This is a genomic window from Variovorax sp. GW822-FHT04E09, assembly GCF_058800845.1.
In genome coordinates, this window is sequence record NZ_JBXAMR010000008.1 from 179,488 (window position 1) to 205,470 (window position 25,983).

General features: G+C 69.2%; 28 protein-coding genes. 21 read left to right on the forward strand and 7 right to left on the reverse strand.

Features of this window, described 5'->3' with window-relative positions; all coding sequences use genetic code 11:
* Nucleotides 1–179: 179 nt before the first annotated feature.
* The 3 genes from AC1RL8_RS26995 to AC1RL8_RS27005 all read left to right on the forward strand — a co-directional run bounded on the left by AC1RL8_RS26995 (nt 180) and on the right by AC1RL8_RS27005 (nt 3,422).
* Complete coding sequence (locus tag AC1RL8_RS26995; RefSeq protein WP_062476797.1) at nt 180–902, forward strand: response regulator; 723 nt, start codon at nt 180–182, stop codon at nt 900–902.
* Nucleotides 903–918: 16 nt separating this feature from the next.
* Nucleotides 919–2,127, forward strand: coding sequence for an ATP-binding protein (locus AC1RL8_RS27000; protein ID WP_390347298.1), 1,209 nt, complete (start codon nt 919–921; stop codon nt 2,125–2,127).
* 65 nt (nt 2,128–2,192) lie between these two features.
* Nucleotides 2,193–3,422 carry an O-antigen ligase family protein gene (locus AC1RL8_RS27005; RefSeq protein WP_492686602.1) on the forward strand — a complete coding sequence of 410 codons (1,230 nt, stop codon included), beginning with the start codon at nt 2,193–2,195 and terminating at the stop codon, nt 3,420–3,422.
* 49 nt (nt 3,423–3,471) lie between these two features.
* Here AC1RL8_RS27005 and AC1RL8_RS27010 read toward each other — a convergent pair whose 3' ends face one another.
* A complete protein-coding gene (locus AC1RL8_RS27010) occupies nt 3,472–3,681 on the reverse strand; it encodes a zinc-finger domain-containing protein (protein WP_007836801.1) in 210 nt (69 codons plus the stop codon).
* An 8-nt stretch (nt 3,682–3,689) separates the two neighbouring features.
* Nucleotides 3,690–4,643 carry a branched-chain amino acid transaminase gene (locus tag AC1RL8_RS27015; protein WP_095949799.1) on the reverse strand — a complete coding sequence of 318 codons (954 nt, stop codon included), beginning with the start codon at nt 4,641–4,643 and terminating at the stop codon, nt 3,690–3,692.
* Between the two features lie 134 nt (nt 4,644–4,777).
* Between AC1RL8_RS27015 and AC1RL8_RS27020 the strand changes: the two genes are divergently transcribed.
* Nucleotides 4,778–5,770 (forward strand): recombination-associated protein RdgC, encoded by a 993-nt coding sequence (locus AC1RL8_RS27020; RefSeq protein WP_492686601.1) that lies wholly within the window; start codon nt 4,778–4,780, stop codon nt 5,768–5,770.
* Nucleotides 5,771–5,801: 31 nt separating this feature from the next.
* Here AC1RL8_RS27020 and AC1RL8_RS27025 read toward each other — a convergent pair whose 3' ends face one another.
* Together AC1RL8_RS27025 and AC1RL8_RS27030 are read right to left on the reverse strand one after the other, a co-directional pair.
* Nucleotides 5,802–6,230 carry a hypothetical protein gene (locus tag AC1RL8_RS27025; protein WP_062476811.1) on the reverse strand — a complete coding sequence of 143 codons (429 nt, stop codon included), beginning with the start codon at nt 6,228–6,230 and terminating at the stop codon, nt 5,802–5,804.
* A complete protein-coding gene (locus AC1RL8_RS27030) occupies nt 6,218–6,607 on the reverse strand; it encodes a VOC family protein (protein ID WP_492686600.1) in 390 nt (129 codons plus the stop codon). The genes AC1RL8_RS27025 and AC1RL8_RS27030 overlap by 13 nt, the downstream gene beginning before the upstream one ends.
* Before the next feature lie 172 nt (nt 6,608–6,779).
* Here AC1RL8_RS27030 and AC1RL8_RS27035 point away from each other — a divergent pair, with 172 nt between their 5' ends.
* Complete coding sequence (locus AC1RL8_RS27035; RefSeq protein WP_369630906.1) at nt 6,780–7,235, forward strand: hypothetical protein; 456 nt, start codon at nt 6,780–6,782, stop codon at nt 7,233–7,235.
* Between the two features lie 92 nt (nt 7,236–7,327).
* Here AC1RL8_RS27035 and AC1RL8_RS27040 read toward each other — a convergent pair whose 3' ends face one another.
* Genes AC1RL8_RS27040 through AC1RL8_RS27050 form a run of 3 tightly spaced genes read right to left on the reverse strand, consistent with a single transcriptional unit; the run spans nt 7,328 to nt 11,200 of the window.
* Nucleotides 7,328–8,845, reverse strand: a complete 1,518-nt coding sequence (locus tag AC1RL8_RS27040; protein ID WP_492686599.1) for a BCCT family transporter — start codon at nt 8,843–8,845, stop codon at nt 7,328–7,330.
* 40 nt (nt 8,846–8,885) lie between these two features.
* Nucleotides 8,886–10,277: a DNA repair protein RadA gene (gene radA / locus AC1RL8_RS27045; RefSeq protein ID WP_307696501.1), complete on the reverse strand. Its 1,392-nt coding sequence runs from the start codon at nt 10,275–10,277 to the stop codon at nt 8,886–8,888.
* A gap of 23 nt (nt 10,278–10,300) precedes the next feature.
* Nucleotides 10,301–11,200 carry a LysR family transcriptional regulator gene (locus AC1RL8_RS27050; RefSeq protein ID WP_492686730.1) on the reverse strand — a complete coding sequence of 300 codons (900 nt, stop codon included), beginning with the start codon at nt 11,198–11,200 and terminating at the stop codon, nt 10,301–10,303.
* A gap of 101 nt (nt 11,201–11,301) precedes the next feature.
* Between AC1RL8_RS27050 and AC1RL8_RS27055 the strand changes: the two genes are divergently transcribed.
* The 16 genes from AC1RL8_RS27055 (at nt 11,302) to AC1RL8_RS27130 (ending at nt 25,974) form a co-directional block, all read left to right on the forward strand.
* Nucleotides 11,302–13,002, forward strand: coding sequence for an FAD-dependent oxidoreductase (locus tag AC1RL8_RS27055; protein ID WP_492686598.1), 1,701 nt, complete (start codon nt 11,302–11,304; stop codon nt 13,000–13,002).
* Complete coding sequence (locus tag AC1RL8_RS27060) at nt 12,999–14,003, forward strand: tripartite tricarboxylate transporter substrate binding protein (protein WP_492686597.1); 1,005 nt, start codon at nt 12,999–13,001, stop codon at nt 14,001–14,003. Before AC1RL8_RS27055 ends, AC1RL8_RS27060 begins: the two co-directional genes overlap by 4 nt.
* A gap of 87 nt (nt 14,004–14,090) precedes the next feature.
* A complete protein-coding gene (gene hpaR / locus AC1RL8_RS27065; RefSeq protein ID WP_056583837.1) occupies nt 14,091–14,528 on the forward strand; it encodes a homoprotocatechuate degradation operon regulator HpaR in 438 nt (145 codons plus the stop codon).
* Nucleotides 14,525–15,157 carry a fumarylacetoacetate hydrolase family protein gene (locus AC1RL8_RS27070; RefSeq protein ID WP_492686596.1) on the forward strand — a complete coding sequence of 211 codons (633 nt, stop codon included), beginning with the start codon at nt 14,525–14,527 and terminating at the stop codon, nt 15,155–15,157. The genes hpaR and AC1RL8_RS27070 overlap by 4 nt, the downstream gene beginning before the upstream one ends.
* On the forward strand, nt 15,154–15,924 hold the full coding sequence (locus tag AC1RL8_RS27075; protein ID WP_492686595.1) for a fumarylacetoacetate hydrolase family protein: 771 nt from the start codon (nt 15,154–15,156) through the stop codon (nt 15,922–15,924). The genes AC1RL8_RS27070 and AC1RL8_RS27075 overlap by 4 nt, the downstream gene beginning before the upstream one ends.
* Before the next feature lie 47 nt (nt 15,925–15,971).
* Nucleotides 15,972–16,973: a Bug family tripartite tricarboxylate transporter substrate binding protein gene (locus AC1RL8_RS27080; RefSeq protein ID WP_070063509.1), complete on the forward strand. Its 1,002-nt coding sequence runs from the start codon at nt 15,972–15,974 to the stop codon at nt 16,971–16,973.
* 37 nt (nt 16,974–17,010) lie between these two features.
* The gene (hpaE, locus tag AC1RL8_RS27085; RefSeq protein WP_307589512.1) at nt 17,011–18,477 is read left to right on the forward strand and encodes a 5-carboxymethyl-2-hydroxymuconate semialdehyde dehydrogenase; all 1,467 of its coding nucleotides are present in this window, start codon (nt 17,011–17,013) and stop codon (nt 18,475–18,477) included.
* Nucleotides 18,474–19,448, forward strand: coding sequence for a Bug family tripartite tricarboxylate transporter substrate binding protein (locus tag AC1RL8_RS27090; RefSeq protein ID WP_492686594.1), 975 nt, complete (start codon nt 18,474–18,476; stop codon nt 19,446–19,448). The genes hpaE and AC1RL8_RS27090 overlap by 4 nt, the downstream gene beginning before the upstream one ends.
* 2 nt (nt 19,449–19,450) lie before the next feature.
* On the forward strand, nt 19,451–19,786 hold the full coding sequence (locus AC1RL8_RS27095; RefSeq protein ID WP_070063511.1) for an aromatic ring-opening dioxygenase subunit LigA: 336 nt from the start codon (nt 19,451–19,453) through the stop codon (nt 19,784–19,786).
* Nucleotides 19,783–20,610, forward strand: a complete 828-nt coding sequence (locus tag AC1RL8_RS27100; protein ID WP_062476853.1) for a DODA-type extradiol aromatic ring-opening family dioxygenase — start codon at nt 19,783–19,785, stop codon at nt 20,608–20,610. Before AC1RL8_RS27095 ends, AC1RL8_RS27100 begins: the two co-directional genes overlap by 4 nt.
* A gap of 13 nt (nt 20,611–20,623) precedes the next feature.
* The gene (locus tag AC1RL8_RS27105) at nt 20,624–21,031 is read left to right on the forward strand and encodes a 5-carboxymethyl-2-hydroxymuconate Delta-isomerase (RefSeq protein WP_492686593.1); all 408 of its coding nucleotides are present in this window, start codon (nt 20,624–20,626) and stop codon (nt 21,029–21,031) included.
* Nucleotides 21,032–21,048: 17 nt separating this feature from the next.
* The gene (gene hpaH, locus AC1RL8_RS27110) at nt 21,049–21,852 is read left to right on the forward strand and encodes a 2-oxo-hept-4-ene-1,7-dioate hydratase (protein ID WP_062476860.1); all 804 of its coding nucleotides are present in this window, start codon (nt 21,049–21,051) and stop codon (nt 21,850–21,852) included.
* 10 nt (nt 21,853–21,862) lie between these two features.
* A complete protein-coding gene (hpaI, locus tag AC1RL8_RS27115; protein WP_492686592.1) occupies nt 21,863–22,684 on the forward strand; it encodes a 4-hydroxy-2-oxoheptanedioate aldolase in 822 nt (273 codons plus the stop codon).
* Nucleotides 22,685–22,705: 21 nt separating this feature from the next.
* The gene (locus tag AC1RL8_RS27120; RefSeq protein ID WP_492686591.1) at nt 22,706–23,173 is read left to right on the forward strand and encodes a nuclear transport factor 2 family protein; all 468 of its coding nucleotides are present in this window, start codon (nt 22,706–22,708) and stop codon (nt 23,171–23,173) included.
* A gap of 37 nt (nt 23,174–23,210) precedes the next feature.
* Complete coding sequence (gene ilvD, locus AC1RL8_RS27125) at nt 23,211–24,944, forward strand: dihydroxy-acid dehydratase (protein WP_492686590.1); 1,734 nt, start codon at nt 23,211–23,213, stop codon at nt 24,942–24,944.
* A 37-nt stretch (nt 24,945–24,981) separates the two neighbouring features.
* Nucleotides 24,982–25,974 (forward strand): Bug family tripartite tricarboxylate transporter substrate binding protein, encoded by a 993-nt coding sequence (locus tag AC1RL8_RS27130; RefSeq protein ID WP_095949816.1) that lies wholly within the window; start codon nt 24,982–24,984, stop codon nt 25,972–25,974.
* Nucleotides 25,975–25,983 lie beyond the last annotated feature (9 nt).

The window sequence follows — 25,983 nt, forward strand, 5'->3', positions numbered from 1 at the left end:
GGGGCGGCGGTGCGTGTTGACACACGCAACCGCGCCCCGGTACGTCATCATTGCCGCATGGCGCCCACGCAACCTGGGCGAGGCGCTATGTTTTTCGCAGCGATCCAGGTTGACAGGGCGATGCTGCGTTTACCCAACTTTACGGAGCGTTCAAGCCCGCTTGCTCCCGGTGAACGACCATGAAGCGCATGAGCACCCCCCAACTCCTGATGATCGAAGACGACGCCCGCCTGGCGCAGATGGTGGGCGAGTACCTGACGCAGTCGGGTTTCGCCTTCAACCACGCCGGCGACGGCGCCACCGGCCTGGAGCAGCTGCAGCAGCACGCGCCCGACCTGGTGATCCTCGACCTGATGCTGCCCGACACCGACGGTCTCGAGGTCTGCCGCCGCATCCGCGCCCTGCCCGGCCCGCTGGCCAAGGTGTCGGTGCTGATGCTCACGGCCAAGGGCGACCCCATGGACCGCATCATCGGCCTGGAGATCGGCGCCGACGACTACCTGCCCAAGCCCTTCGAGCCGCGCGAGCTGCTGGCGCGCATCCGCGCCGTGCTGCGCCGGCGAAGCGAGAACGCCACCGAGGCCGAAGCCTCCACGGTGATGCGCTTCGGCACGCTCGAGATCGACCGCAACGCGCGCACCGTGTCGGTGGCCGGCGCGCTGGCCGACCTCACCTCCTACCAGTTCGACCTGCTGGTGGCGATGGCCGAGCGCGCGGGCCGCGTGCTCACGCGCGACCAGATCATGGAAGCCGTGCGCGGCCGCGAGCTCGAAGCCTTCGACCGCTCGATCGACGTGCACATGGGCCGCATCCGCGCGGCCATCGAGGTCGACGCGAAGAACCCCAAGCGCATCCTGACGGTGCGCGGCGTGGGCTACGTCTTCGCCAAGCAACAGGACTGACTAGGACCGCCCCGCGATGCTGCGCAGCCTCTACCGCCGCCACCTCTACGTCCGCATCTGGCTCGCGGTGGTCGGCGGCGTGGTCATCCTCACGCTGATGGCCAACTGGATCGTGCGCGTGGCCGCCGAGGCCGAGCGCGAACGCCTGGCGCCGGTGCCGCGCGAGGTGGTCGTGCTCGACAGCCAGGACCGCACCATCGGCACCGGCAAGGCCATGCGCGTGCCCGGCCAGGGCCTGGAGTTCGACGTGCAGCTGAGCGACGGCCGCGACATGACGCTGCGCGTGGCGCCGCGCGAACGCCCCACCGGCACCGGCGGCTTCGCGCCCTGGCGCACCCCGTTCGGGCTGGGCTGGATGATTGCGCTGGTGGGCGTGGCGGTGGCGCTGGGCGTCTACCCGATCGTGCGGCGCATCACCCAGCGGCTCGAGACCCTGCAGCGCGGCGTGCAGCGCTGGGGTGAGGGCGACCTCTCGGCGCGCGTGATCGAGGAAGGACAAGACGAAGTGGCCGATCTCTCCAAGCGATTCAATGCCTCCGCCGAACGCATCGAGCAGCTCGTGCGCTCCCACAAGTCGCTGCTGGCGAACGCCTCGCACGAGCTGCGCTCGCCGCTCACCCGCATCCGCATGGGCCTGGAGCTGATGGGCGACCAGCCCAGCCCGGCGGCGCGCGAAGAGATTTCGCGCAACATCGGCGAACTCGACCAGCTCATCGACGAGATCCTGCTGGCCAGCCGGCTCGACGCCAGCGAGGCTGACATGGGCACCATCGAAGCCGTCGACCTGACCGGCCTGGCGGCCGAAGAATGCGCGCAGGTGAACGCCGAACTCGACCTGGCCGAAGGCACCGACAACGCCACGCTCACCGTGCCGGGCGTGTCGCGCCTGCTGCGCCGCGCGATCCGCAACCTGCTCGAGAACGCCCGCCGCTACGGCGCGGGCGAGATCAGCGTCGAACTCGGCAGCGCCGGCGGCTACGCCACGGTGCGCGTCAACGACCGCGGGCCGGGCGTGCCGGCGGCCTTGCGCGAACGCATCTTCGAACCCTTCTACCGCCTGCCGGGCGCCAGCGAGCGCAACGGCGGCGTCGGCCTGGGGCTGGCGCTGGTGAAGTCGATCGCCGAGCGCCACGGCGGCTCGGTGCAGTGCGAAGACCGGCCGGGCGGGGGCGCCAGCTTCGTGATCCGCCTGCCGGCCAAGGGCCCTGCCGCCGCAGCGCACTGAGCGCCTTCGGGTGCGCAGGGGCAAGTCAGGTTCGGCCGAGGGGCCGCACCTAAAATCCCGGCCCTATGCAGAGATCGCACATCGTTCGGCCCGCGGCCATGTTCTGGGGGCTGGTGGTGTTCATGCCGGTCGGCGTCACCTACCTGTCGGCCATCGTGCTGCTGCTTGCCCTGCTGGTGGGCGGCGGCTTGCGCGAACGCTATGCGCGGCTGCGCGCCAACCCGCTGTGGTGGCCGGTGGTCGCCTACGTGGCGTGGACCTTCATCGTGCTGGCCGTGCGGCCGCACTACCCCGAGACCCCCTCCAACCTGTTCCACGGGCTGCGCATCGCCTTCACCTTCCTGATGGCGATGGCGCTCACGCGCGAGGAGGCGCTGTGGGCGCTGCGCGGCTTCCTCCTGATCGCGGCGCTCAACATCGCGCTCATCGTGCTGCACTACACGCTGGGCTTTCCGGTGCCGGGCGCGCTGCGCGGCGTGGTGATGGAAGTGGGCAACAAGTCGATCAGCAACGCGCTGCTGTTCAGCATCGTCGCGGCCAGCGCCGCGGTCTACGGGCTGTCGCAGATCACGGGGCACCGGCCCCTGCGCGCACTGGCAGCCTTCGCGCTCGTGCTCGGGCTGGGCGCCGTCGTCGCGCTGCCGCTCACGTCGCGCACCTCGGTGCTCGCGCTGCTGCTGGTGATTCCGGTGGTCTGCCTGCACCAGTGGAAGAACCACCTGAAGGCGCTGTCGGCGGCGCTGATCCTGGGCGCGGTGGTGATCGGCGCGGGCCTGTACCAGCTGCCGCAGCTGCAGCAGAAGGTCGAGACCGGCATCGAGGAACTCGAGAAGGCGCAGACCGGCGCCGTGTTCCACGGCAGCTGGATCATCCGCTACTACATGTACCGCGACACCGGCGCCATGATCGCCGACCAGCCCGTCGCGGGCTGGGGCATCGGCGGCTGGACCGACCAGTGGCACAAGCGCGGCCCGGCGCTGTTCGCCGACTCCAACATGCCGCACAACGACTTCCTCTGGGTGGGCGCGCAGAGCGGCATCCCCGGCATCCTGAGCCTGCTGGCGATCATGCTCGTCGCCGTCTGGCAGGCCTGGCGCCGGCCCGACATCGCCGGCCGCTACGCGCTGGCCGCCACGCTCATCGCGCTCATCGCGTCGAGCGTGAATTCGGCGATGCGCGACGCGCAGATCGGGCTGGCCGTGCTGTGGATCGCGATGGTCTACCTGCGGCTGGCGCAGGAATCGCAGGACCCCGATCCGTGGCGCGGCCTGTGGCCGAGGGCCCGGCCAGGCTGAAACGAAAAAACCGGCCGCGAGGGCCGGTTTCTTTTTTCCGCCTGGCCGCTCAGTGGCGGCTGGACACGGTCTCGCCCGCCTTCAGGCGGTACACCGTGCCGCAGTACGGGCACTTGGCTTCGCCGGTGCGCGCCACGTCGAGGTAGACCTTCGGGTGGCTGTTCCAGAGCTTCATGTCGGCCTTGGGGCTGGGGCAGAACACGCCGCCCTGGTGGTTGAGCTCCTTCGCGAGGAGTTCGACGACTGCATTGGTGGACATGTTGTTCCTCAGACCTTCGTGAGCCAGTGGGCGTACTTGGGATTCTTGCCGTTCACGATGTCGAAGAAGGCCGACTGGATCTTCTCGGTGACCGGGCCGCGCGCGCCGCCGTCGCCACGGTTGCCGATCTCGATGCGGTCGAGTTCGCGGATGGGCGTCACTTCAGCGGCCGTGCCGGTGAAGAAGGCCTCGTCGGCCACGTACACCTCGTCGCGCGTGATGCGCTTTTGCACGAGTTCGATCCCCAGGTCCTTGCAGATGTGCAGGATGGTGTTGCGCGTGATGCCGTTCAGGGCGCCAGCCGACAGGTCGGGCGTGTAGACCACGCCGCCCTTGACCACGAACACGTTCTCGCCCGCGCCTTCGGACACGAAGCCGCTCGCGTCGAGCAGCAGTGCTTCGTCGTAGCCGTCGTCCAGCGCTTCCATGTTGGCGAGGATCGAGTTGGTGTAGTTGCTCACCGTCTTGGCCTGCGTCATCGTGATGTTGACGTGGTGGCGGGTGTAGCTGGAGGTCTTCACGCGAATGCCGCGGCGCATGCCTTCTTCACCGAGGTAGGCGCCCCACGACCAGGCCGCGACCATGGCGTGGATCTTGTTGCCCTTGGGGCTCACGCCCAGCTTCTCGGAGCCGATCCAGATCAGGGGGCGCAGGTAGCAGCTTTCGAGCTTGTTCTCGCGCACGACCTGCTTCTGGGCTTCGTTCAGCTGTTCCTGCGAGAACGGGATCTTCATGCGCAGGATCTTGGCGCTGTTGAACAGGCGCTCGGTGTGCTCGGCCAGGCGGAAGATGGCGGTGGCGCCGTCGGCCGTCTTGTAGGCGCGCACGCCCTCGAAGGCGCCGCAGCCGTAGTGCAGCGTGTGGCTCAGCACGTGGATCTTGGCGTCGCGCCAGTCCACGAGTTCGCCGTCCATCCAGATCTTGCCGTCACGGTCGTCCAGCGAGGGGGGGATCGAGCTCATTTCCTGATTCCTTTGGGAGCGGTGTGGGGGTGCGACCCACTGGGAAGTCGCAAAAGCTTTCGATTTTACGGCCGAGCCCGGAACCGGGTGCCCGACAATGGCCGGTTGTGCCAACCAGTGGAAAAAGGGTTCCCGTGTCCGTATTCAAGAACGTCATCGTCTATCGCATCGAACCTGCCTGGTCCCAATCACTGACCGAGGCAGAAGAAGGGCTCGGCAAGCAACGCTTCGTGCCTTGCGGCCCCTCGCAGGAAAAGTCCGCCGGCTGGGTCGAGCCGCGCGGCGAGGCCAACGGCCCGCTGGTGGAGTCCATCGACGGCCAGTGGCTGGTCGAGTACATGATCGAGAGCAAGCAGGTCCCCGGCTCCGTGGTGCGCCGCAAGCTCGACGAGCGCTGCGCCCAGATCGAGACCACCACCGGCCGCAAGCCCGGCAAGAAGGAAAAGAAGGAGCTCAAGGAAGACATCACCCTGGAGCTGCTGCCCATGGCCTTCACGCGCAGCGCGCGCGTCACGGTGTGGATCGACAAGGCGGAGAACCGCCTCGTGATCAACTGCGGCAATGCCGCCCGCGCCGACGAAGTGGTCACCAGCCTCGTGAAGTCGCTCGACGGCTTTGCCGTGGCACTGATCAACACGCAGATCGAGCCGGCCGCCGCCATGGCCAACTGGCTGCTGACGCAGGAGCCGCCGGCCGGCTTCAGCATCGACCGCGAGTGCGAGCTCAAGGCCTCGGACGACTCCAAGGCCGTGGTGCGCTACGCCAAGCACGCGCTGGACATCGACGAGGTCAAGCAGCACATCACCGACGGCAAGCGCCCGACGCGCCTGGCGCTCACCTGGGACGACCGCGTGTCCTTCGAGCTCACGCACGGCCTGCTGATCCGCAAGATCACCTTCCTCGAAGGCACGGGCGACGGCGCGGCGGGTGGCAAGAAGGAAGACAACTTCGACGCCGACGTGGCCATTGCCACCGGCGAACTCGGCCAGCTGGTGCCGGCGCTGCTCGACGCGCTGGGCGGCGAGGCGGCGTTCTCGGCGGCACCGCCGGATGAAGCGCCGAAGGCTGCGGCCACCGCACCTGCGGCTCAGGCCGACACGCCCGAAGAAGAAGACGCGCCGTTCTAAGTAAGGCTAAGGCGAAGCGCCCGCGCCGCCTTCAGGCCGCGGGCGTTTCTTCGTCGGCCGGCGTCTCGGGCCGCGTGAGCGTCCAGCTCTGCAGCTTGCCGCCGTTGAACACGGCATCGACGTAGGAGCCGCCGGCATCGGTCCAGCGGTACAGCTCGGGCTGCTCGTTCTCGGGCGAGCGCTGCTCGCCGAGCGCGCGCGTCATCGCGATGACGTGCATCAGCGTCACGCCGGGCTTGAGCTTGGCATTCAGCATCACCGAGCTCGCCACCGTGCCGATGGGCCGGTCGGCGGCCCGCTTGAGCACCTGCATCGTGCGGTTGAAGTGCATCAGCAGGAACATCACGATCGCACCGCCGGCGAACGCCACGCCGCCCCATCCGTATTGGTGCCAGGACAGGCCGAGGAGAACGACGGCCCCCACGGGCACCAGCAATTTCTGGAAATTCATGGGGCGCATTGTCGCCGCCCGGTGGAAGGCCCTCGCAGGCCGATGCAGTTGCCCCAGGGGTCGCGTACCTGGGCCATGTGTTCGTCGCCCTCGAGCCGCAAGGGGCCGCGGTACAGCGGCGCGCCGCACGATTGAAGGTGAGCCAGCGCCGCATCGAAGTCGGTCACATTCCAGTACACGACCGAGCCGAAGGCACCGGCGCCGACCTTCGCGTCGGCCGGCACGAGTTCCAGCAGCACACCGTGGACCGACAGGCACTCGAAGGCCGGCGAGCCGATGGACATCGACACCGCATCGGGGAAGGCGTCGGCGTACCAGCGCAGTGCGGCGTTCACATCGGTGACGTGGACCATGACGGCGGCAATGGGCGGTGCGGTGGATTTCATTCGGCGACAGCGGGAAACGGCCCGCGATTGTGCGGCCCCGACCCCGTCGCAGTAGCCGCCGTGGCTACCGCCGGGCGCAGAAAGCGGTACTCCCGGCGAAAGGCACGCGGTGCCGGGGCGGGTGCGGGCACATTTCGCCGCACGGGCATCTGCCCGGGCCACCGAGAAACGCATGAACATCCCGCGTTCCGTCACCATCGTTCGACTCACCCTTGCCGCCGCACTCGCGGGCACCGTCCTCAGCGGTTGCTACGTGGTGCCGCTCGGACAACCCGCTCCCGTCGCGCCGTCGCAGCAAAGCTACGCCGTGGCACCGGGGCCGGTGTCGCAGACCTTCAGCGCGCGGCTGTATCCGTCGAACGCCGAAGCCGCGCGCTACGGCGCAGTCGGGGGCACGGTGACCAACGACATGAACGGCCGCGGCCACTTCAGTGCACAGATCGGTGCCGAACAGTTTCAGGGAGAGGCGACCCGCGTGGCCGGCTCGCGCACCACCGGCGTGGCGAACGCCACCGGCAGTCGCGGCGGCAACCTGAGTTGCCAGTACACGATGAACTCCGCCACCTTGGGCAGCGGCCAGTGCGTGCTCAACAACGGGCCGGCGTTCACGATGCACATCGGAAGCTAAGCAAAGAACACAGAAGGCCAGGGAGGCCAGGGAAGGTAGGGAGGGTAGGCCCGGCGCGTGTCCACCGCGCGCCGGGCGTTTTTTTGTCCGCCCTACCAGTTCACGAGCTGCCGCATCTTGCGTCGCAGCTCGCGTTCGCGTTTCTGCTCGGCGTTCCAGTCGTCGCGGATGGCCAGCGTGACCGACAGCGCCATCAGCAGGATCACGAACGCAAAGGGCAGCGCGAACACGATGGTCGCCGTCTGGATGGCCTTGATGCCGCCCGCGAACAGCAGGCTCAGCGCAATCGCCGCCACCAGCACGCCCCAGGTGATCTTCACGCGGGCCGGCGGATTCGGGTTGCCCTTCGTGCTCATGATGCCCAGCACCAGCGTCGCGGAATCGCCCGAGGTCACGAAGAACACGAACACCAGCAGCGTGGCCACGATCGACAGCAGCCCGCCCATGGGCATGGCCTTGAACATCACGAACATGGTGGTCGACACGTCGGCCTTCACCGACTCGACCAGCGGCACGCCCTGGAAGATCTCGAAATTGAGCGCCGCGCCGCCGAACACCGAGAACCACGCGAAGCCCACCAGCGTGGGCGCGATCACCGTGCCCAGGATGAACTGGCGGATCGTGCGGCCGCGCGACACGCGCGCAATGAACAGGCCCACGAACGGCGACCACGCGAGCCACCAGGCCCAATAGAAGAGCGTCCAGTCGGCCACCCACGAGCTGTTGCGGAACGGGTTCATGCGCAGGCTCATGCGCACGAGCTCGGCAAGGTACGAACCGAGCGTGTTGGTGAAGGTCTCGACGATGGCGATGGTCGGCCCCACGACCAGCACCGTGAGCGCCAGCAGCGCCGCCAGCACCAGGTTGCCCATCGACAGCCACTTCACGCCGCGCTCGACGCCCGTGACCGCCGAGGTGATGAACAGCACCGTCGTCACCACGATGATCACCGCCTGCGTCCAGCGGCCGATGTCCGTGCCGAAGGCCGCGTGCAGCCCGCTGTTGATCTGCGTGGCGCCCATGCCCAGCGAGGCCGCCACGCCGAAGGCGGTGGCCACCACGGCCAGCACGTTGAAGGCCGGCGACAGCCGCTGCACGAAGCGCCACGGCAGCGCCTCGGTGGCCGAGCTGACCAGCGGCAGCGCCTTGCGGCGGAAGCTGAAGAAGGCAATCGACAGGCCGACGATGCCGTAGATCGCCCAGGGGTGCAGCCCCCAGTGGAAGAAGGCGTAGCGCATGGCCACGCCGGCCGCATCGGGCGTGCCGGGGATCACGCCCGGCGGCGGGTTCGCGTAGTGCGAGATCGGCTCGGCCACGCCCCAGAACACCAGGCCGATGCCCATGCCGGCCGCGAACAGCATCGCGAACCAGGCGCCGATGGAGAACTCGGGCTCGTCGTCCTCGTCGCCCAGCTTCAGGTCGCCGAAGCGGCTGAACGCCAGGAAGAAGGCCAGCACCACCAGCCCGAGCACCACCCACAGGTAGAACCAGCCGAAGTTGCGCGTGATGTCGGCGAGCGCGGTGCTGAACACGCGATCGAGCGACGCGGGAGACACCAGCCCCCACAGCACGACCACGGCGATCAGCCCGGCGGAGACGATGAGTTGCATGGGGGGTCTCCTGGTGGGGGTGTTGTCGTGCGGGTGCGCGTCAGTCGAGCCGTCGCACCACGTCCATCGCTTCCTCGATGCGGTCGACCGGGTGGATGGTCAGGCCCTCGATCTCCTTCGTGCCCTTGCGCGGCGCGTTGGCCTTCGGCACCACGGCCACGCTGAAGCCCAGCTTGGCCGCTTCGCGCAGGCGCTCCTGGCCGCGCGGCGCGGGCCGCACCTCGCCGGCCAGGCCCACTTCGCCGAAGGCGATGAAGCCCTTGGGCAGCGGCTTGCCGCGCAGGCTCGAGGTGATGGCCAGCATCACGGCCAGGTCGGCCGCGGGCTCGCTGATGCGCACGCCGCCTACTGCGTTGACGAACACGTCCTGGTCCATGCAGGCCACGCCCGCGTGGCGGTGCAGCACGGCCAGCAGCATCGCGAGGCGGTCGCGGTCCAGGCCCACCGACAGCCGGCGCGGGCTCGGCCCGCCGTTGTCGACCAGCGCCTGGATTTCCACCAGCATCGGTCGCGTGCCTTCGAGCGTGACCAGCACCACGCTGCCGGGCACGGGCTCGGCGTGCTGGCTCAGGAAGATCGCGCTCGGGTTGGTCACGCCCTTCAGGCCGCGTTCGGTCATGGCGAACACGCCGATCTCGTTCACCGCGCCGAAGCGGTTCTTGATGGCGCGCACGAGGCGAAAGCTCGAGTGCGTGTCGCCTTCGAAATACAGCACCGTGTCGACCATGTGCTCGAGCACGCGCGGACCCGCGAGCGCGCCCTCCTTCGTGACGTGCCCCACCAGCACCACGGCCGTGCCGCTGGTCTTGGCAAAGCGCGTGAGGTGCGCCGCGCATTCGCGCACCTGCGCCACCGAACCGGGCGCGGAGGTGAGCTGGTCGGAGTACACCGTCTGGATGGAGTCGATCACCGCGATGGCCGGGCGCGTGGCGTCGAGCGTGGCGATGATTTTTTCGAGCTGGATCTCGGCCAGCACCTGCACCTGCGAGTGGTCGAGCCCGAGGCGGCGCGAGCGCAGCGCGACCTGCGAGCCGCTTTCTTCACCCGTGACGTACAGCGCGTTCTGCCCCGCGCGCTGCAGCGCATCGACCGCCTGCAGCAGCAGCGTCGACTTGCCGATGCCCGGGTCGCCGCCGATCAGCGTGACGCCGCCCGACACGATGCCGCCGCCGAGCACGCGGTCGAGTTCGTCGATGCCGGTGGGCGTGCGCGCGATATCGGTCGCTTCAATTTCCGAGAGCGTGGCGAGTTCGGACGCGCCCGCGAGCGACGCGAACTGCGTGCCGAAGCGGTTGTTGGCCGGTCCGTTGGCCGCGCCGGCGACCTGTTCGATGAGTGTGTTCCATGCACCGCAGCTGGGGCATTTTCCGAGCCACTTGGGGCTGGTACCGCCGCATTCGCTGCAGACGAAAGTTGTTTTGTCCTTGGCCATGCAGCGAGTTTAGGGGGCGCGGTTCAGGCGATGGCGAATTCGCGCACCAGCAGGTCCGCGAACGCCGCCGCGGCCGGCGACAGCGACCGGCCCTGCCGCGTCACGACCGCGATGTTGCGCGCCACCGTCGGGCGCATGAGCCGCCGCGCGACCAGCCGCGTGTGGTCGGCGTGCGCGAGGATCGACGCCGGCAGCAGCGCCGGGCCGAGCCCGCTGGCCGCCATCGCGAGCGCCGTGGTCAGCAGCGTCACCTCGTAGGCGATGTCCAGCCGCACGCCGGCGGTTGCGGCGGCGATGTCGATGCTGCTGCGCACGCCGTACCCGGGCTTGACCGTGATCAGCGGATGGCCCGCGAGCTGCCGCCAGGTGATGCGGTCGGTGCCGGGCAGGCGCAGGTCGCGGTCGGCGATCACCGCGAGGTGGTCGTGCACGAACACGCGCTGGTCCAGCCCCGGCGTGCGCGCCTGCAACGTGCCCACGCCGAAGTCGACCTGCTCGCCGAGCACCTTCTCCACGAACTGCCCGGGCGCGCAGTCTTCGATGGCCACCTTCACCTCGGGATGCAGGTCGAGGTAGCGGCGCAGGGCCTTGGGCATCAGCGTCTGCGCGATGGTGGACGTGGCCGCGATGCGCACGCGCCCGCGCCGGCCCGCCGCCAGCTCGGCCATGCCGGTGCCCAGCGCATCGAGTTCGGCCAGCACGCGCTCGGCATAGGCGATGGCCTCGTTCGCCGCCTCGGTGCGTTGCAGCGAACGCGTGGTGCGGTCGAACAGGCGCACGCCGAGCCGCGCTTCGAGTTCGCGCAACAGCACGCTGACGGCCGGCTGGGTCAGCGACAACGCAGCCGCCGCGCTCGACAGCTGGCCGCTGTGGTACACGGCCGCGAACGCACGCAGTTGCCTCACAGAGGGCACGCCGCGCATTGATAGTGGTTTTTTATGAATGGCCATGAAAGTTTCACTTTTTCCGCGAGCCGGTTCGGCACTGTAATGGCGCCTCACAAGAATCAGGAGACAAGCGACCCATGACCGAGCAACTGCAAGCCCAGGTGCTGATCGTCGGCGCCGGCCCCGTGGGGCTGACGCTGGCCATCGACCTGGCGCAACGCGGCATCGACGTGCTGATGACCGAGATCCGCCATCGCGGCGAACCACCCAACGTGAAGTGCAACCACGTGGCGGCGCGTTCGATGGAGGTGTTCCGCCGCCTGGGCGTGGCGCAGGCACTGCGCGACGCGGGTCTGCCGGCCGACTACCCGAACGACGTGGCCTACCGCACGGCCGTGACGGGCATGGAGCTGTCGCGCATTCCGATCCCCGCGCGCCGCGAGCGCTACACCGCCACCGGCGGCCCCGACACCTGGTGGCCCACGGCGGAGCCGCCGCACCGCATCAACCAGATCTTTCTCGAGCCGGTGCTGTTCGCACATGCCGAGGCCACGCCCGGCCTGCGCATCCGCAACCGCACGCGCATCGACGACTTCGAGCAGGACGACGAGGGCGTGTGGGCCACGGGCGTGGACCTGGACGACGGCCGCGCGGTGCGCATCCGCTGCCAGTACCTCGTCGGTTGCGACGGCAGCCGCTCGACGGTGCGCAAGAAGATCGGCGCCAGCCTGCACGGCACCGACGTGGTGGGCCGCGTGCAGTCGACCTACTTCCGCGCGCCCGCGCTGCTGGGCCTGCTGAAGCACCCGCCGGCCTGGGCCACCTTCGCGCTGAACCCGCGGCGCTGCGGCAACGTGTACGCCATCGACGGGCGCGAGACCTGGCTGCTGCACAACTACCTGCTGCCCGAGGAGACCGACTTCGATTCGATCGACCGCGACTGGGCGATCCGCCAGATCCTGGGCGTGGGCGAGGACTTCGAGTACGAGGTGATCTCCAACGAAGACTGGGTCGGGCGCCGGCTCGTGGCCGACCGCTTCCGCGACCGCCGCGTGTTCATCTGCGGCGACGCCGCGCACCTGTGGATTCCGATGGCGGGCTACGGCATGAACGCCGGCATCGCCGATGCGATGAACCTCTCGTGGCTGCTCGCGGGCCGGCTGCACGGCTGGCTGGCCGAGGGCGCGCTCGCGGCGCACGAGGCCGAGCGCCAGCCGATCACCGAGCAGGTGTCGCGGTTCGCGATGAACCACGCGCTGGCGCTGCAGCGCCAGCGCGAAGGCGTGCCCGAGAACATCGAGGCGCCCGGGCCCGAGGGCGACGCGCTGCGCGCCGCACGCGGCCAGGCGCTGTACGACCTGAACGTGCAGCAGTACTGCTGCGGCGGCCTCAACTTCGGTTACTTCTACGACGGCTCGCCGCTCATCGCCTACGACGGCGAGGCCGCGCCCGCCTACACGATGTACGAGTTCACGCCCTCGACGGTGCCGGGCTGCCGCACGCCGCACCTGTGGCTGGAGGACGGCCGCTCGCTGTACGACACGATGGCTGTGCCCGGCGAGGGCTACACGCTGCTGCGCTTGGACCCCGCGATCGATGTCGCGCCGCTCGAAGCCGCCGCCGCGGCGCGCGGCCTGCCGCTGCGCACGCTGGACATCCGCGCCTCGGCCGCCACCGCCGTGTACGACCGGCCACTCGTCATCTCGCGCCCCGACCAGCACGTGGCCTGGCGCGGGCATGCCGTGCCGGCCGACGCGCTCGCGCTGGTCGACCTGCTGCGCGGCGCCGCCGTGGTGGCCGCACCGACATCCGAACAAGAAAGAGAGACAAGCCAATGAACCGTCGCCATGCCTTGCGCCATCTGGGCGCGCTGTCCGCCGCTGCCTGCGCCGCAGGTCCCGCCCTCGTGCGCGCACAAGGCGAGAAACCCATCACCATCGTCGTGCCCTACGCGCCCGGCGGCACGACCGACATGCTCGGGCGGCTCATCGCGCAGCAGCTGGGCTCCGCGCTGGGCCGCACCGTGATCGTCGACAACCGGCCGGGCGCCGGCACCGCCATCGGCGCCTCGCAGGTGGCACGCGCCGCGCCCGACGGCTCGACGCTGCTGGTCGCGACCAGCACCACGCTCGCCATCAACCCGTGGCTCTACAAGAAGCTCTCGTACGACCCCGCGAAAGACTTCGCGCCGGTCGGCCTCATCGGCGCCGTGCCGCTGATGGTGGTGGTGCACCCGTCGGTGCCGGCGACCACGCTGGCCGAGCTGGTGGCGCTCGCCAAGTCGCGGCCCGATGCGCTGAGCTACGGCTCCGCCGGCAACGGCAGCCCGCAGCACCTGGGCGCGGAGATGTTCAAGGTCGCGACCGCGGCGAACATGGTGCACGTGCCCTACAAGGGCAGCGCGCTCGCGCTGACCGACCTGCTCGGCGGCCAGCTGCAGCTCATGTTCACCGACATCGCGCCGGCCCTGCAGCACGTGCGCAGCGGCAAGCTGCGCGCGCTGGCCGTGACCTCGCGCAAGCGCCAGCCGACCTTCCCCGCGGTGCCGACGGTGGCCGAGTCGGGCGTGGCGGGCACCGCCGATTTCGAGGCGGTGGCGTGGCAGAGCGTGGTCGCGCCCGCGGGCACGCCCAAGGCCTTCATCGACCGCTGCAGCCAGGAGATCGCCCGCCTCGTCGCGCAGCCCGCGCTGCGCCAGAAGCTCGAGAACGAGGGCTTCGAGCCGGCCGCGCCCGGGGCGCACGGCGCGGGCGCGGCGGAGCAATTGGCCGCCTACATCCGCAGCGAAACCGAACGCTGGGGCCGGGTGATCCGCGCCTCGGGCACGACGATCGACTGAGCGCCAACAAGCCCGCAAGGGTTATCCCGCAGGCGTGTTTTCTCAGCATTCATTTAACATGTTAAATAATTCTGAGAGGCACAGCTTTTGAGCACCACCTTCACGCACCGCAATTTGCCGCGCCTGCTGCTGCAGGCCCGCGAAGCCGTGATGGCCCACACGCGGCCCAGCCTGCGCGAGCACGCGCTGTCCGACCAGCAATGGCGCGTGCTGCGCGTGCTCGGCGAGCACGGTGCGGTCGACACCGGCCGCGTCGCGCGCGAGGCCTTCATCCTCGGCCCCAGCCTCACGGGCGTGCTGGCACGCATGGAGCGCGACAACCTCATCACCCGCGCCCGCGACCCGGCCGACCAGCGCCGCACCGTGGTCGAGGCCACGCCGCACGGCATGAAGCTCGTGAAGCGCCTGGGCACCAGCATCGAGGCGCACTACGACTGGATGGAGCAGTCGCTGGGCAAGGCCAAGCTGACGCAGCTCTACGGCCTGCTGGACGAACTGATCGCGCTGGAGCAACCCGAACCATGACCACTTCCTTTCTCCCCAACGGCACCGTGTACGGCACGCTGCTGAACTTCCGCGCCGAGGCCGCGGCGCTCGCGCCGCAGATGACCGAGGCGCCCTACAAGGCACCGCCGAAGGCGCCCGTGCTCTACGTGAAGACGGCCAACACCTGGAGCCCGCACGGCAGCGCAATCGGCGTGCCCGCCGCGGTGTCCGACGTGGAAGTCGGCGCCAGCATCGGCATGGTGATCGGCGCCGAGGGCGACATCGAAGGCTTCGTGCTGCTGAACGACCTGTCGATCCCGCATGCGAGCTTTTTCCGCCCGCCGGTGAAGTTCAAGTGCGTGGACGGCTTCCTGGGCATCGGCCCGGCGCTGCGCGACGCGCAGGAGGTGGCCGACCCGGCGCAGTTCCGCGTCGAGGTGCGCATCAACGGCGAACTGAAGCAGTCGATCGACTTCTCGCAGCTCGTGCGCTCCGCGCCGCAGCTGCTGGCCGACGTGGGCGAGTTCATGACGCTGGCGCACGGCGACGTGCTGATGCTCGGCTGCGACCTGGGCCGTCCGCTGGCCCGCGCGGGCGACCGCATCGACATTTCCGCGCCGGGGTTCGAGACTCTGAGCAACACGCTGGTGAAGGAAGCAACGGCATGAAGCACGCACGCGTCATCTTCGAAGGCCGCGAGCACACCGGCACCGCGCACGAATTCAACGGCCAGGCCGACGCCGCCGTGCGGCTCCAAGATGGCCGCGTCGTGCCGCAGGAGCAGCTCGTGTGGCTGCCGCCGCTCGCGCCCACGGCGCGCCCGCGCACCATCCTCGCGCTCGGCCTCAACTACGCCGACCACGCGAAAGAGCTGGAGTTCAAGGCGCCCGAGGAACCGCTGGTGTTCGTCAAGGGCCAGAGCACGCTCATCGGCCACCGCCAGCTCACGCACCGCCCGGCCGACGTGAAGTTCATGCACTACGAATGCGAGCTCGCCATCGTGGTCGGCAAGACCGCGAAGCACGTGAAGCGCGACGACGCGTACGACTTCATCGGCGGCTACACGGTGGCCAACGACTACGCGATTCGCGACTACCTCGAGAACTGGTACCGCCCCAACCTGCGCGTGAAGAACCGCGACACCTGCACGCCGCTGGGCCCGTGGTTCGTCGATGCGGCCGACGTGGCCGACCCGATGACGCTCGCGCTGCGCACCACGGTGAACGGCACCGTCACGCAGCAGGGCAACACGCGCGACATGATCTTCGACGCGCCCTTCCTCATCGAGTACTTCAGCCGCTTCATGACGCTGTCGCCGGGCGACCTGATCCTCACCGGCACGCCCGACGGCGTGGTCGATTGCCAGCCGGGCGATGTGGTCGTGACCGAGATCGACGGCATCGGCGCGCTGGTCAACACCATCGCCGCGCGCTGATCGGCCGACCACGCCACCCCCTTTCAAAAAAACGGAGACACACCGCCATGACGACCGCCAGAACCCGGACCTTCCGCCTTGCTGCCGCCTTCGTGGCGGCCAGCGCCGCCACGCTGCTGCTCGCACCCGCGGCAACGGCACAGACCGCCTCGGCCTATCCGACCAAGCCCGTGCGCTGGGTCGTGGGCTACCCGGCCGGCGGCGGCACCGACTACCTCGCGCGCACGGCCGGCGCGCAGCTCTCGCAGCAGCTCGCACAGCCCGTCACGGTGGACAACCGCCCCGGCGCGGGCGCGATCATCGCGTCGGAAAACGTGGCGCGTTCGCCGGGCGACGGCTACACCGTGTTCTCGGCCGACAACGGCGTGCTGGTCTACAACCCCGCGCTCTACAAGAAGCTGCCCTACGACGCCGAAAAAGACTTCGCACTGCTCGGCATGATGGGCCGCTCGCCGCTGATCATCACGGCCGCGCCGGGCGCGGGCTTCAGCGACGCCAAGGCGCTCATCGCGGCGCTCAAGGCCTCGCCGGGCAAGTACAGCATCGCCACGCCGGGCACCGGCAGCCCGCACCACCTGGCCTACGAACTGTTCCAGCGCGAGGCCGGCGTGTCGCTGCTGCACATTCCCTACAAGGGCGGCGCACCTGCGCTGCAGGACCTCATGGGCAACCAGGTGCCGCTGATGATGCTCGACCTGCCCAGCGGCATCAGCGCCGTGAAGGCCGGCAAGGTGATCCCGCTGCTGGCCATGTCGTCCGAGCGCGTACCGCAACTGCCCCAGCTGCCGACGGCCAAGGAGCTCGGCTACGCCGTCGAGGCCTACACCTGGCAGGGGCTGGTGGCACCGGCCGCCACGCCCAAGGACATCCAGGCGCGCCTGGGCGCCGACCTGCTGAAAAGCATGAACGACACCGGCGTGAAGCAGAAGCTCTACGACGCCGGCTGGGAAGCCCGCCCCACGGACGCCGCCGAGATGGCCCGCTTCGTGGACACCGAACGCAAGAAGTGGCACGCGCTCATCAAGGCGCGCGACATCAAGCTCGACTGACGACACACCGCCGCAAGGCCGCAACACCCTCACGCCCATGCAACAGATCCATCACCTCATCGACGGCAAGCCAGTCCAAGGCACCGACTACTTCGAAACCGTCAACCCCGCCACGCAGGAAGTGCTGGCCGAAGTCGCCTCGGGCGGCGAGGCCGAAGTGAACGCCGCCGTGGCCGCCGCCAAGGCCGCCTTCCCCAAGTGGGCCGGCCTGCCCGCGCCCGAGCGCGCCAAGCTCATCCGCAAGCTCGGCGACCTGATCGCCAAGCACGTGCCCGAGATCGCGCAGACCGAGACCAACGACTGCGGCCAGGTGATCGCGCAGACCGGCAAGCAGCTCATCCCGCGCGCGGCCGACAACTTCTACTACTTCGCCGAGATGTGCACGCGGGTGGACGGCCACACCTACCCCACGCCCACGCACCTGAACTACACGCTGTTCCATCCGGTGGGCGTGTGTGCGCTCATCAGCCCGTGGAACGTGCCCTTCATGACCGCCACCTGGAAGGTCGCGCCCTGCCTGGCCTTCGGCAACACGGCCGTGCTGAAGATGAGCGAGCTGTCGCCGCTCACGGCCGCGCGCCTGGGCGAGCTGGCGCTCGAAGCGGGCATTCCGGCCGGCGTGCTGAACCTCGTGCACGGCTACGGCAAGGAAGCCGGCGAGCCGCTGGTGGCGCACCCCGACGTGCGCGCGATTTCGTTCACCGGCTCCACCGCCACGGGCAACCGCATCGTGAAGAGCGCGGGCCTGAAGAAGTTCAGCATGGAGCTGGGCGGCAAGAGCCCCTTCGTGATCTTCGAAGACGCCGACCTCGACCGCGCACTCGACGCGGCCGTGTTCATGATCTTCAGCAACAACGGCGAGCGCTGCACGGCCGGCTCGCGCATCCTGGTGCAGCAGTCGATCTACGCCGACTTCGCCGCCAAGTTCGCCGAGCGTGCGAAGCGCATCACCGTGGGCGACCCGCTCGACGAGAAGACCATCGTCGGCCCGATGATTTCCCAGGCCCACCTGGCCAAGGTGCGCAGCTACATCGAGCTGGGCCCGAAGGAAGGCGCGACGCTGCTGTGCGGCGGCCTCGAGGCGCCGTCGAACCTGCCCGACCGCGTGAAGAAGGGCAACTACGTGATGCCCACCGTGTTCGCCGACGTCGACAACCGCATGAAGATCGCACAGGACGAGATCTTCGGCCCGGTCGCCTGCCTGATCCCGTTCAAGGACGAGGCGCACGCCATCGAGCTGGCCAACGACATCGCCTACGGCCTGAGCAGCTACGTGTGGACCGAGAACATCGGCAAGGCCCACCGCGTGGCCGCCGCCGTGGAAGCCGGCATGTGCTTCGTCAACAGCCAGAACGTGCGTGACCTGCGCCAGCCCTTCGGCGGCACCAAGGCCTCGGGCACGGGCCGCGAAGGCGGCACCTGGAGCTACGAAGTGTTCTGCGAACCGAAGAACATCGCGGTGTCGATGGGCTCGCACCACATTCCGCACTGGGGCGTGGCGTGAACACGCAACGCCGCACGCTGCTGCAGGGCGCCGCCGCATTCGCGGCCCTGCCCTCGCTGGCGCGCGCGCAAGCAGCATGGCCGAACAAACCCGTGCGCATCGTCGTGCCCTTCACGCCCGGCGGCACCACCGACTTCGTCGCGCGCCTCGTCGGCCTCGAACTCGGCAAGGCGCTGGGCCAGCCGGTGATCGTCGAGAACAAGCCCGGCGCCGGCACGGTGATCGGCGTCGACGCGGTCGCCAAGTCGGCGCCCGACGGCCACAGCTTCGTGTGCGTGGCCAACAGCTTCACGGCCAACCAGACGCTGGTGCGCAAGCTGCCCTACGACACGCTGAAAGACCTGCGCCCGGTCGCGCTCATGGGCATGTCGGAGCACGTGCTCGCCACGCACCCGGGCAGCGGCCTGAAGACACTGGCCGACCTGCGCAACCAGGCCAAGGCCAAGCCCGGCACGCTGAGCTTCGCCTCCTTCGGCAACGGCACCTCGGCCCACCTGTCGGGCGAAATGCTCAAGCTGCAGATGGGCCTGGACATCGTGCACGTGCCCTACAAGGGCCAGGGCCCGGCGCTGGCCGACCTGCTCGGCGGCCAGGTGACCGTCATGTTCGGCAACTGGCCCGAGTTCCGCGGCCACGTGCAGGCCGGCAAGCTGGTGGCGCTGGGCATGGCGACCGCGCAGCGCTCGCAGTACGCGCCCGCGATACCCACACTGGCCGAACAGGGCGTGGCCATCGAGTCCAATTCGTGGAACGGCCTGCTGGCCCCGGCCGGCACGCCCGACGCCATCGTGCAACGCATGAACGCCGAGGTGAACCGCGCCCTGGCATCGCCGGCCGTGACCGAGGCGTTCCACAAGGGCGGCATCGCGTCGCTGTCGGGCACGCCCGAGCGCTTTGCCGAGTTCATCCGCAGCGAGATCGCGAAGTACGGCGACGTGATCCGCAAGGCCAACATCCAGATCGAGGGCTGACCATGAGCCTCTATGCGATGCAGAAATTCCTGTTCGCGCTGAACCGCGACGCCGACGTGCAGCGCCGCTTCGGCGAAGGCGGCGACACGCGCGCCACGCTGCTGGCCGGCTACGACCTGAACGACGAAGAGCGCGAAGCCATCGGCACCGGCGACATCGGCAAGCTCTACGTGCTCGGGTGCAACGGCCAGCTGCTGATGCACTTCGCGCCCCTGCTCGGCGTCGCGTGGGCGGACTACTTGGAAGCCATGCGCGAAGGCGTGCGCAAGTACGGGCCCGTGCGCGCCGGCATCTACGCAATGACAACAGGCACTGACGAGAAAGTGGCAGGCGTATGAGTCTCGTATTCGCAGGCGTGTGCAGCCACGCCCCCGGCATCACCGGCCGCGCGCACCTCGCCGACCCGGCGGTGAAGGACGAGTTCCACGCGCAGTTCCATCGCTTCGGCGAGGCGATGCGCGCCACGAAGCCCGACGCGGTGATCGTCATCGCGGCCGAGCACTTCGCGAACTTCTTCATGAACAACATGCCGGCCTATGCGATCGGCATGGCCGACAGCTACGAGGGCCCGATCGAAGACCCGAAATGGCTGGGCATCGAGAAGCACACCATCCCCGGCGACGCCGCGCTGTCGCAGCGCCTGATCCGCGAAGTGATGCAGACGGTGGACGTGGCCTACGCGGAAGAATGGAAGTTCGACCACGGCATCATGGTGCCGCTGAACTTCCTCACGCCGAACTTCGACACCAAGGTCATTCCCGTGAACATCAACTGCCAGGGCCCGCCGCTCACGCCGCTGCACCGCGCGTGGGCCTTCGGCGAAGCCTTGCGCCGCGCCTGCGACAAGGTGCCCGAGCGCATCGCGCTGGTGGGCACGGGCGGCATCTCGCACTGGCCGGCCACGCCCGACTCGGGCAAGGTCAATGCCGAGTGGGACGCCGAGTTCATGCGCCGCTGGTGCGCCAACGACCGCGAGGCGCTGCTGTCGCAGGCCGACTACGGCGACGAGGCCACCTACCGCGAAGCCGGCCAGGGCGGCTTCGAGATCCGCACCTTCCTGAGCGTGGCCGCGGCCGCGCGCGGCAAGGGCGAGATCTTCCACATGAAAGCCATTCCGATCTTCGCGGTGACCTGCACGGCCGCGACGATGTCGGTGGTTTGAACGAAGCACGACCATGCCGCACCTGGTGATCCTGTACACGCCCAACATCGAGGCCGAGACCGACGTGTCGGCGCTGTGCCGCACGCTGGCCGACACCATGCTCGAACAGCGCGACGAGGCCGGCAAGCCGGTGTTCCCCACGGGCGGCACGCGCGTGCTGGCCTACCCCGCCGCGCACTACGCGGTGGCCGACGGCCAGGCCGACTACGCCTTCGTGTACCTCAACCTGCGCATGGCCTCGGGCCGTTCCGAGGCGGTGAAGAAGAAAGCCGGGGACGACCTGCTGGCCGCCGTGCGCACGCATTTCGAGCCCGTCTTCACGCAGCGCCACATCGGTATCACGCTACAGATCGACGAAGCGCCGGGGCAGGTGTACGACGGCAAGCACAGCAACCTGCATCCCCTGTTCAACAAGCCATAAAGAAGAAGCGAGCCCCCATGCTCTCCACCGCCACCATCGCCCAACTGGCCGCCGAACTGCACGAGAGCGAGAAGTCGCGCGTGCAGGTCGAGCATTTTTCCAAGCGCTTCCCCGAGATGACCATCGAGGACGGCTACGCCATCTCGCGCGAATGGGTGAAGCACAAGATCGCCGAAGGCCGCATCGTGAAGGGCCACAAGATCGGCCTCACGTCGCGCGCCATGCAGCAGGCCAGCCAGATCACCGAGCCCGACTACGGCACGCTGCTGGACGACATGTTCTTCGAGCAGGGCGGCGACATCCCGTTCACGCGCTTCATCGCGCCGCGCATCGAGGTCGAGCTGGCCTTCGTGCTCGGCAAGAAGCTGCAGGGGCCGAACGTGACCATCTTCGACGTGCTGGCCGCCACCGACTACGTGGTGCCCGCCATCGAGATCATCGACGCACGCATCGAGCAGTTCGACCGCCACACCAAGGCCATGCGCAAGGTGTTCGACACCATCGCCGACAACGCCGCCAATGCCGGCATCGTGCTCGGCGGCCGGCCGGTGAAGCCCGATGCGGTCGACCTGCGCTGGGTGAGCGCGCTGCTCTACAAGAACGGCGTGATCGAGGAGTCGGGCGTGGCCGCGGCCGTGCTCAACCACCCGGCCACCGGCGTGGCCTGGCTCGCGAACAAGCTCGCGCCGTGGGACGAATGCCTCGAAGCCGGCGAGATCGTGCTGGGCGGCTCGTTCACGCGCCCGACCAACGCCGTGCCGGGCGACACCTTCCACGCCGACTACGGCCCCCTGGGCTCCATCGCCTTCCGTTTTGTCTGACGAGTTTTTCATGCACACCCCACTCAACACCTTCAAGCAGGCCCTGCAGGCCGGCCAACCCCAGATCGGCCTGTGGGTCGGCCTGGGCGACGGCTACGTGGCCGAGCTGCTGGCCGGCACCGGCTACGACTGGCTGCTGGTCGACGGCGAGCACGCGCCCAACGACGTGCGCTCGGTGCTCGCGCAGCTGCAGGGCATCTCCAGCGCGTGGTCGGCGCAGCCCGACGCGCAGCGCTCGCACCCCGTCGTGCGCATTCCGGTCGGTGACACCACGCTGATCAAGCAGTACCTGGACATCGGCGCGCAGACGCTGCTGGTGCCGATGGTCGACACCGCCGAGCAGGCCGCCCAGCTCGTGCAGGGCATGCGCTACCCGCCCGAAGGCATCCGCGGCATGGGCAGTGCGCTGGCGCGCGCCTCGCGCTGGCAGGCGTACCCCAACTACCTGCACGAAGCCAACGCGCAGACCTGCCTGCTGGTGCAGGCCGAGACGGTCGAGGCGATGAAGAACCTCGACGCCATCGCGGCCACGCCGGGCGTGGACGGCGTGTTCATCGGCCCGGCCGACCTGTCGGCCTCGATGGGCTTCGTGGGCCAGCCCAACCACCCCGAGGTGCAGGCCACGATCGCCGACGCCATCGCGCGCATCCGCAAGGCCGGCAAGGCGGCCGGCATCCTGTCGACCACCGAGGAGCAGGCGCGCAAGTGGCTCGCGGCCGGCGCGCTGTTCGTGGCCGTGGGTGTCGACACCATCCTGCTCGCGGCCGCCGCCAAGCAACTGCTCGCGAAGTACAAGGCCGCGCCGGGCGCCACCGCGCCCAACGGCTACTGATCCACCGTCAAGGAAATTTCGATGCGACGCACCACCCTCGCGGCTTTCGCCGCTGCTGCCGCCCTGTTCCTGGGCGCCTGCGCCCAGACGGGCCCGGCCTCGACCGCGCAGGCCCGGCAGGAAGCCAACCGCCAGACCGTGCTCGCCTTCTACGAGAAGGGCCTGAACCAGAAGGACGCCGACGCGGCGCTGCAGTACGTGGGCAACCGCTACGTGCAGCACAACCCGACGGCGGCCGACGGGCCCGAGGGCTTTCGCAAGTTCATCGCCTTCCTGCGCGAGAAGTTTCCGAAGTCGCACAGCGAGATCAAGCGCAGCTTCGTCGACGGCGACTACGTGATCCTGCACGTGAACGCGGTGCGCGAGCCGGGCACGCGCGGCAGCGCCATCGTCGACATCTTCAAGCTCGAGAACGGCAAGATCGTCGAGCACTGGGACGTGGTGCAGCCCGTGCCCGAGACCGCCGCGAACAAGAACGGCATGTTCTGACGCCCCGCCCTTTCACGAGCCAGCCTTCGCCAGCCGCATGACCACGCCCACCGACCCCACGAAACGCTTCCGCTCCGCGACCATCCGCGAGGGCACGATCCGCGCAACCACGCGCAGCTTCCTGCACGCGCTGGGCCAGGACGACGAGGACATCGCGCGCCCGCACGTCGGCGTGTTCCACACGGGCGGCGAGATGAGCCCGTGCAACCTCAACCTGCGCGAGCAGGCGCAGCACGCCAAGACCGGCATCTACGCCGGCGGCGGCACGCCGCACGAATGCCCGGTGGTGTCGGTGAGCGACGGCCTGACGATGGCGCACTCGGGCATGCGCTTCTCGCTGATCTCGCGCGAGCTCATCGCCGACAGCGTGGAAGCGTCCACGCGCGGCCACCAGTGGGACGGCATCTTCGCCATCGGCGCCTGCGACAAGAACCTGCCGGGCCTGATGATGGGCATGGTCCGCTGCAACGTGCCCAGCGTGTTCGTGCACGGCGGCTCTGCCCTGCCGGGCCAGATGCCCGGGCCCGACGGCCGCGACCTGAACGTGGTCGACACCTACGAGACCATCGGCAAGGTGCTGGCCGGCACCGCCACGCACGACGAACTCGACGCCATGAGCCGCGCCTGCCTGCCCACGGCCGGCGCCTGCGCGGGGCAGTTCACGGCCAACACCATGGGCATGGTGTCGGAGGCGCTGGGCCTGGCGCCCATCGGCTCGAGCATGGTGCCCGCGGTGTTCAGCGAACGCGCGCCGCTGATGCGTCGCGCCGCCAAACAGCTCATGAAGGCGGTGATGGGCGACGGCCCGCTGCCGCGCGACATCGTGACGCGCAAGGCACTCGAAAACGCCTGCGCCGTGGTCTCGGCCACGGGCGGCTCCACCAACGCCGCGCTGCACCTGCCGGCGATCGCGCACGAGGCCGGCATCAAGTTCCACCTGGACGACGTGGCCGAGATCTTCGCGCGCACGCCGCTCATTGCCGACCTGCGCCCCGGCGGCCAGTACCTGGCACGCGACGTGTACTACATCGGCGGCGCGGGCGTCATCCTGCGCACGCTGCTGGAGCAGGGCTTCCTGCACGGCGACGCCCTCACCTTCACCGGCTGCACGCTGGCCGAGGAAGTGGCCGACGCCGCCGCGCCCGACGGCCGCGTGGTGCGCGAAGCGGGCAACCCGATCACGCGCGACGGCGGGCTGGCCGTGCTCAAGGGCAACCTCTGCCCCGACGGCGCGCTGCTCAAGACGGCGGGCCTGAAGACGCTGGTGCACCGCGGCCCGGCGCGCGTCTTCAATTCGGAAGAAGAAGCGCAGGCCGCCGTGCAGAACCGTCGCTACGAGGCGGGCGACGTGATCGTCATCCGCAACGAAGGCCCCAAGGGCAGCCCCGGCATGCGCGAGATGCTGGGCATCACCGCGCTGCTGTACGGCCAGGGCATGGGCGACAAGGTGGCCCTGCTCACCGATGGGCGTTTTTCGGGCGCCACGCGCGGCCTGTGCATCGGCTACGCGGGGCCCGAGGCGGCCGACGGCGGGCCGATCGCGGTGCTGCGCGACGGCGACATGGTGGCCATCGATGCACGCGCCGCGGCGCGCAGCATTTCGGTCGAACTGAGCGCCGAAGAAATCGCGTCGCGGCTGGCCGGACGTGAGGTAAACGCGGGGGTGGCGCACGGTGGTTTGTTGGAAAAATACGCGCTCACCGTGCGCCCTGCCCACCAGGGCGCCGTGACCCACTCGGGCGCGGTCACCTGGCTGCGCGACGAGTCGTGATCCTGTTCCCTCCTCACCATCCCGAAAAGAGACAGACATGACCTTCACCCGCCGCCACATGCTGCAGTCCACCGGCGCTTCGGCGCTGCTCGCCAGCCTCGGCCAGCAGGCCTTTGCGCAGGCTGCCGCGCTCGAGAACGCCACCATCGTCACCGGCTTCGCGGCCGGCGGCACCTCGGACACCACCTGCCGGCGCATCGCGCTGAAGCTGAGCCCCGATTACGCCAAGACCGCCGTGGTCGAGAACCGCACCGGCGCGGGCGGCCAGATCGCCGTGAGCTACGTGAAGGGCCGCCCGGCCGACGGCACCACCATCCTGCAGACGCCCACGTCGATCCTCACGATCTACCCGCACATCTACAAGAAGCTGCCCTACGACCCGATGGTCGACCTCACGCCCGTGAGCCTGGCCTGCATCTTCGACTTCGGCTTCGCGGTCGGCCCGGCCGTGCCCGCCACGATCAAGACGGTGCCCGAGTTCCTCACCTGGGCCAAGGCCAACCCGGCCGGCGCCAACTACGGCTCACCGGCCGCGGGCTCCACGCCGCACTTCATCGGCGCGCTGCTGGGCAAGCAGGCCGGCGTCGAGCTCAAGCACGCGGCCTACCGCGGCACGCAGCCGGCCATGCTCGACCTGCTGGGCGGCAACATCTCGGCGGTGTCGGGCCCCATCGGCGACATCACGCAGCACCTGCAGTCGGGCAAGGTGCGCATCCTGGGCGTGTCGGGTGCCAAGCGCAGCCGCTTCGCGCCCGATGTGCCGACCTTCGGCGAGCAGGGCATCAAGAACATGGCGCACAGCGAATGGTTCGCCTTCTTCCTGCCGGCCAAGGCCTCGCCCGAGCTGGTGACGAAGCTCAACACGGCGATGAAGAACGCGCTCGCACAGAAGGACGTGATCGACGGCCTCGGCACCTTCGGCCTGGAAGCCATGTCTTCCACGCCGGCCGAGCTGGCCGATCTGCTGAAGAAGGACACCGCCAAGTGGGCGCCGATCGTGAAAGAGGTCGGCTTCACGGCTGAAGGTTGATCACATGAA

Coding starts and splice junctions, on each gene's coding strand:
- AC1RL8_RS26995 (WP_062476797.1), top strand. CDS start 180: ATGAAGCGCATGAGCACCCCCCAACTCCTGATGATCGAAGACGACGCC.
- AC1RL8_RS27070 (WP_492686596.1), top strand. CDS start 14,525: ATGACCACTTCCTTTCTCCCCAACGGCACCGTGTACGGCACGCTGCTG.
- AC1RL8_RS27025 (WP_062476811.1), bottom strand. CDS start 6,230: ATGCGCCCCATGAATTTCCAGAAATTGCTGGTGCCCGTGGGGGCCGTC.
- radA (WP_307696501.1), bottom strand. CDS start 10,277: ATGGCCAAGGACAAAACAACTTTCGTCTGCAGCGAATGCGGCGGTACC.
- AC1RL8_RS27005 (WP_492686602.1), top strand. CDS start 2,193: ATGCAGAGATCGCACATCGTTCGGCCCGCGGCCATGTTCTGGGGGCTG.
- AC1RL8_RS27080 (WP_070063509.1), top strand. CDS start 15,972: ATGACGACCGCCAGAACCCGGACCTTCCGCCTTGCTGCCGCCTTCGTG.
- AC1RL8_RS27100 (WP_062476853.1), top strand. CDS start 19,783: ATGAGTCTCGTATTCGCAGGCGTGTGCAGCCACGCCCCCGGCATCACC.
- AC1RL8_RS27050 (WP_492686730.1), bottom strand. CDS start 11,200: ATGCGCGGCGTGCCCTCTGTGAGGCAACTGCGTGCGTTCGCGGCCGTG.
- AC1RL8_RS27040 (WP_492686599.1), bottom strand. CDS start 8,845: ATGCAACTCATCGTCTCCGCCGGGCTGATCGCCGTGGTCGTGCTGTGG.
- AC1RL8_RS27055 (WP_492686598.1), top strand. CDS start 11,302: ATGACCGAGCAACTGCAAGCCCAGGTGCTGATCGTCGGCGCCGGCCCC.
- AC1RL8_RS27075 (WP_492686595.1), top strand. CDS start 15,154: ATGAAGCACGCACGCGTCATCTTCGAAGGCCGCGAGCACACCGGCACC.
- hpaE (WP_307589512.1), top strand. CDS start 17,011: ATGCAACAGATCCATCACCTCATCGACGGCAAGCCAGTCCAAGGCACC.
- AC1RL8_RS27060 (WP_492686597.1), top strand. CDS start 12,999: ATGAACCGTCGCCATGCCTTGCGCCATCTGGGCGCGCTGTCCGCCGCT.
- hpaH (WP_062476860.1), top strand. CDS start 21,049: ATGCTCTCCACCGCCACCATCGCCCAACTGGCCGCCGAACTGCACGAG.
- AC1RL8_RS27030 (WP_492686600.1), bottom strand. CDS start 6,607: ATGAAATCCACCGCACCGCCCATTGCCGCCGTCATGGTCCACGTCACC.
- AC1RL8_RS27010 (WP_007836801.1), bottom strand. CDS start 3,681: ATGTCCACCAATGCAGTCGTCGAACTCCTCGCGAAGGAGCTCAACCAC.
- AC1RL8_RS27130 (WP_095949816.1), top strand. CDS start 24,982: ATGACCTTCACCCGCCGCCACATGCTGCAGTCCACCGGCGCTTCGGCG.
- AC1RL8_RS27035 (WP_369630906.1), top strand. CDS start 6,780: ATGAACATCCCGCGTTCCGTCACCATCGTTCGACTCACCCTTGCCGCC.
- AC1RL8_RS27015 (WP_095949799.1), bottom strand. CDS start 4,643: ATGAGCTCGATCCCCCCCTCGCTGGACGACCGTGACGGCAAGATCTGG.
- AC1RL8_RS27105 (WP_492686593.1), top strand. CDS start 20,624: ATGCCGCACCTGGTGATCCTGTACACGCCCAACATCGAGGCCGAGACC.
- ilvD (WP_492686590.1), top strand. CDS start 23,211: ATGACCACGCCCACCGACCCCACGAAACGCTTCCGCTCCGCGACCATC.
- AC1RL8_RS27095 (WP_070063511.1), top strand. CDS start 19,451: ATGAGCCTCTATGCGATGCAGAAATTCCTGTTCGCGCTGAACCGCGAC.
- AC1RL8_RS27000 (WP_390347298.1), top strand. CDS start 919: ATGCTGCGCAGCCTCTACCGCCGCCACCTCTACGTCCGCATCTGGCTC.
- hpaI (WP_492686592.1), top strand. CDS start 21,863: ATGCACACCCCACTCAACACCTTCAAGCAGGCCCTGCAGGCCGGCCAA.
- AC1RL8_RS27120 (WP_492686591.1), top strand. CDS start 22,706: ATGCGACGCACCACCCTCGCGGCTTTCGCCGCTGCTGCCGCCCTGTTC.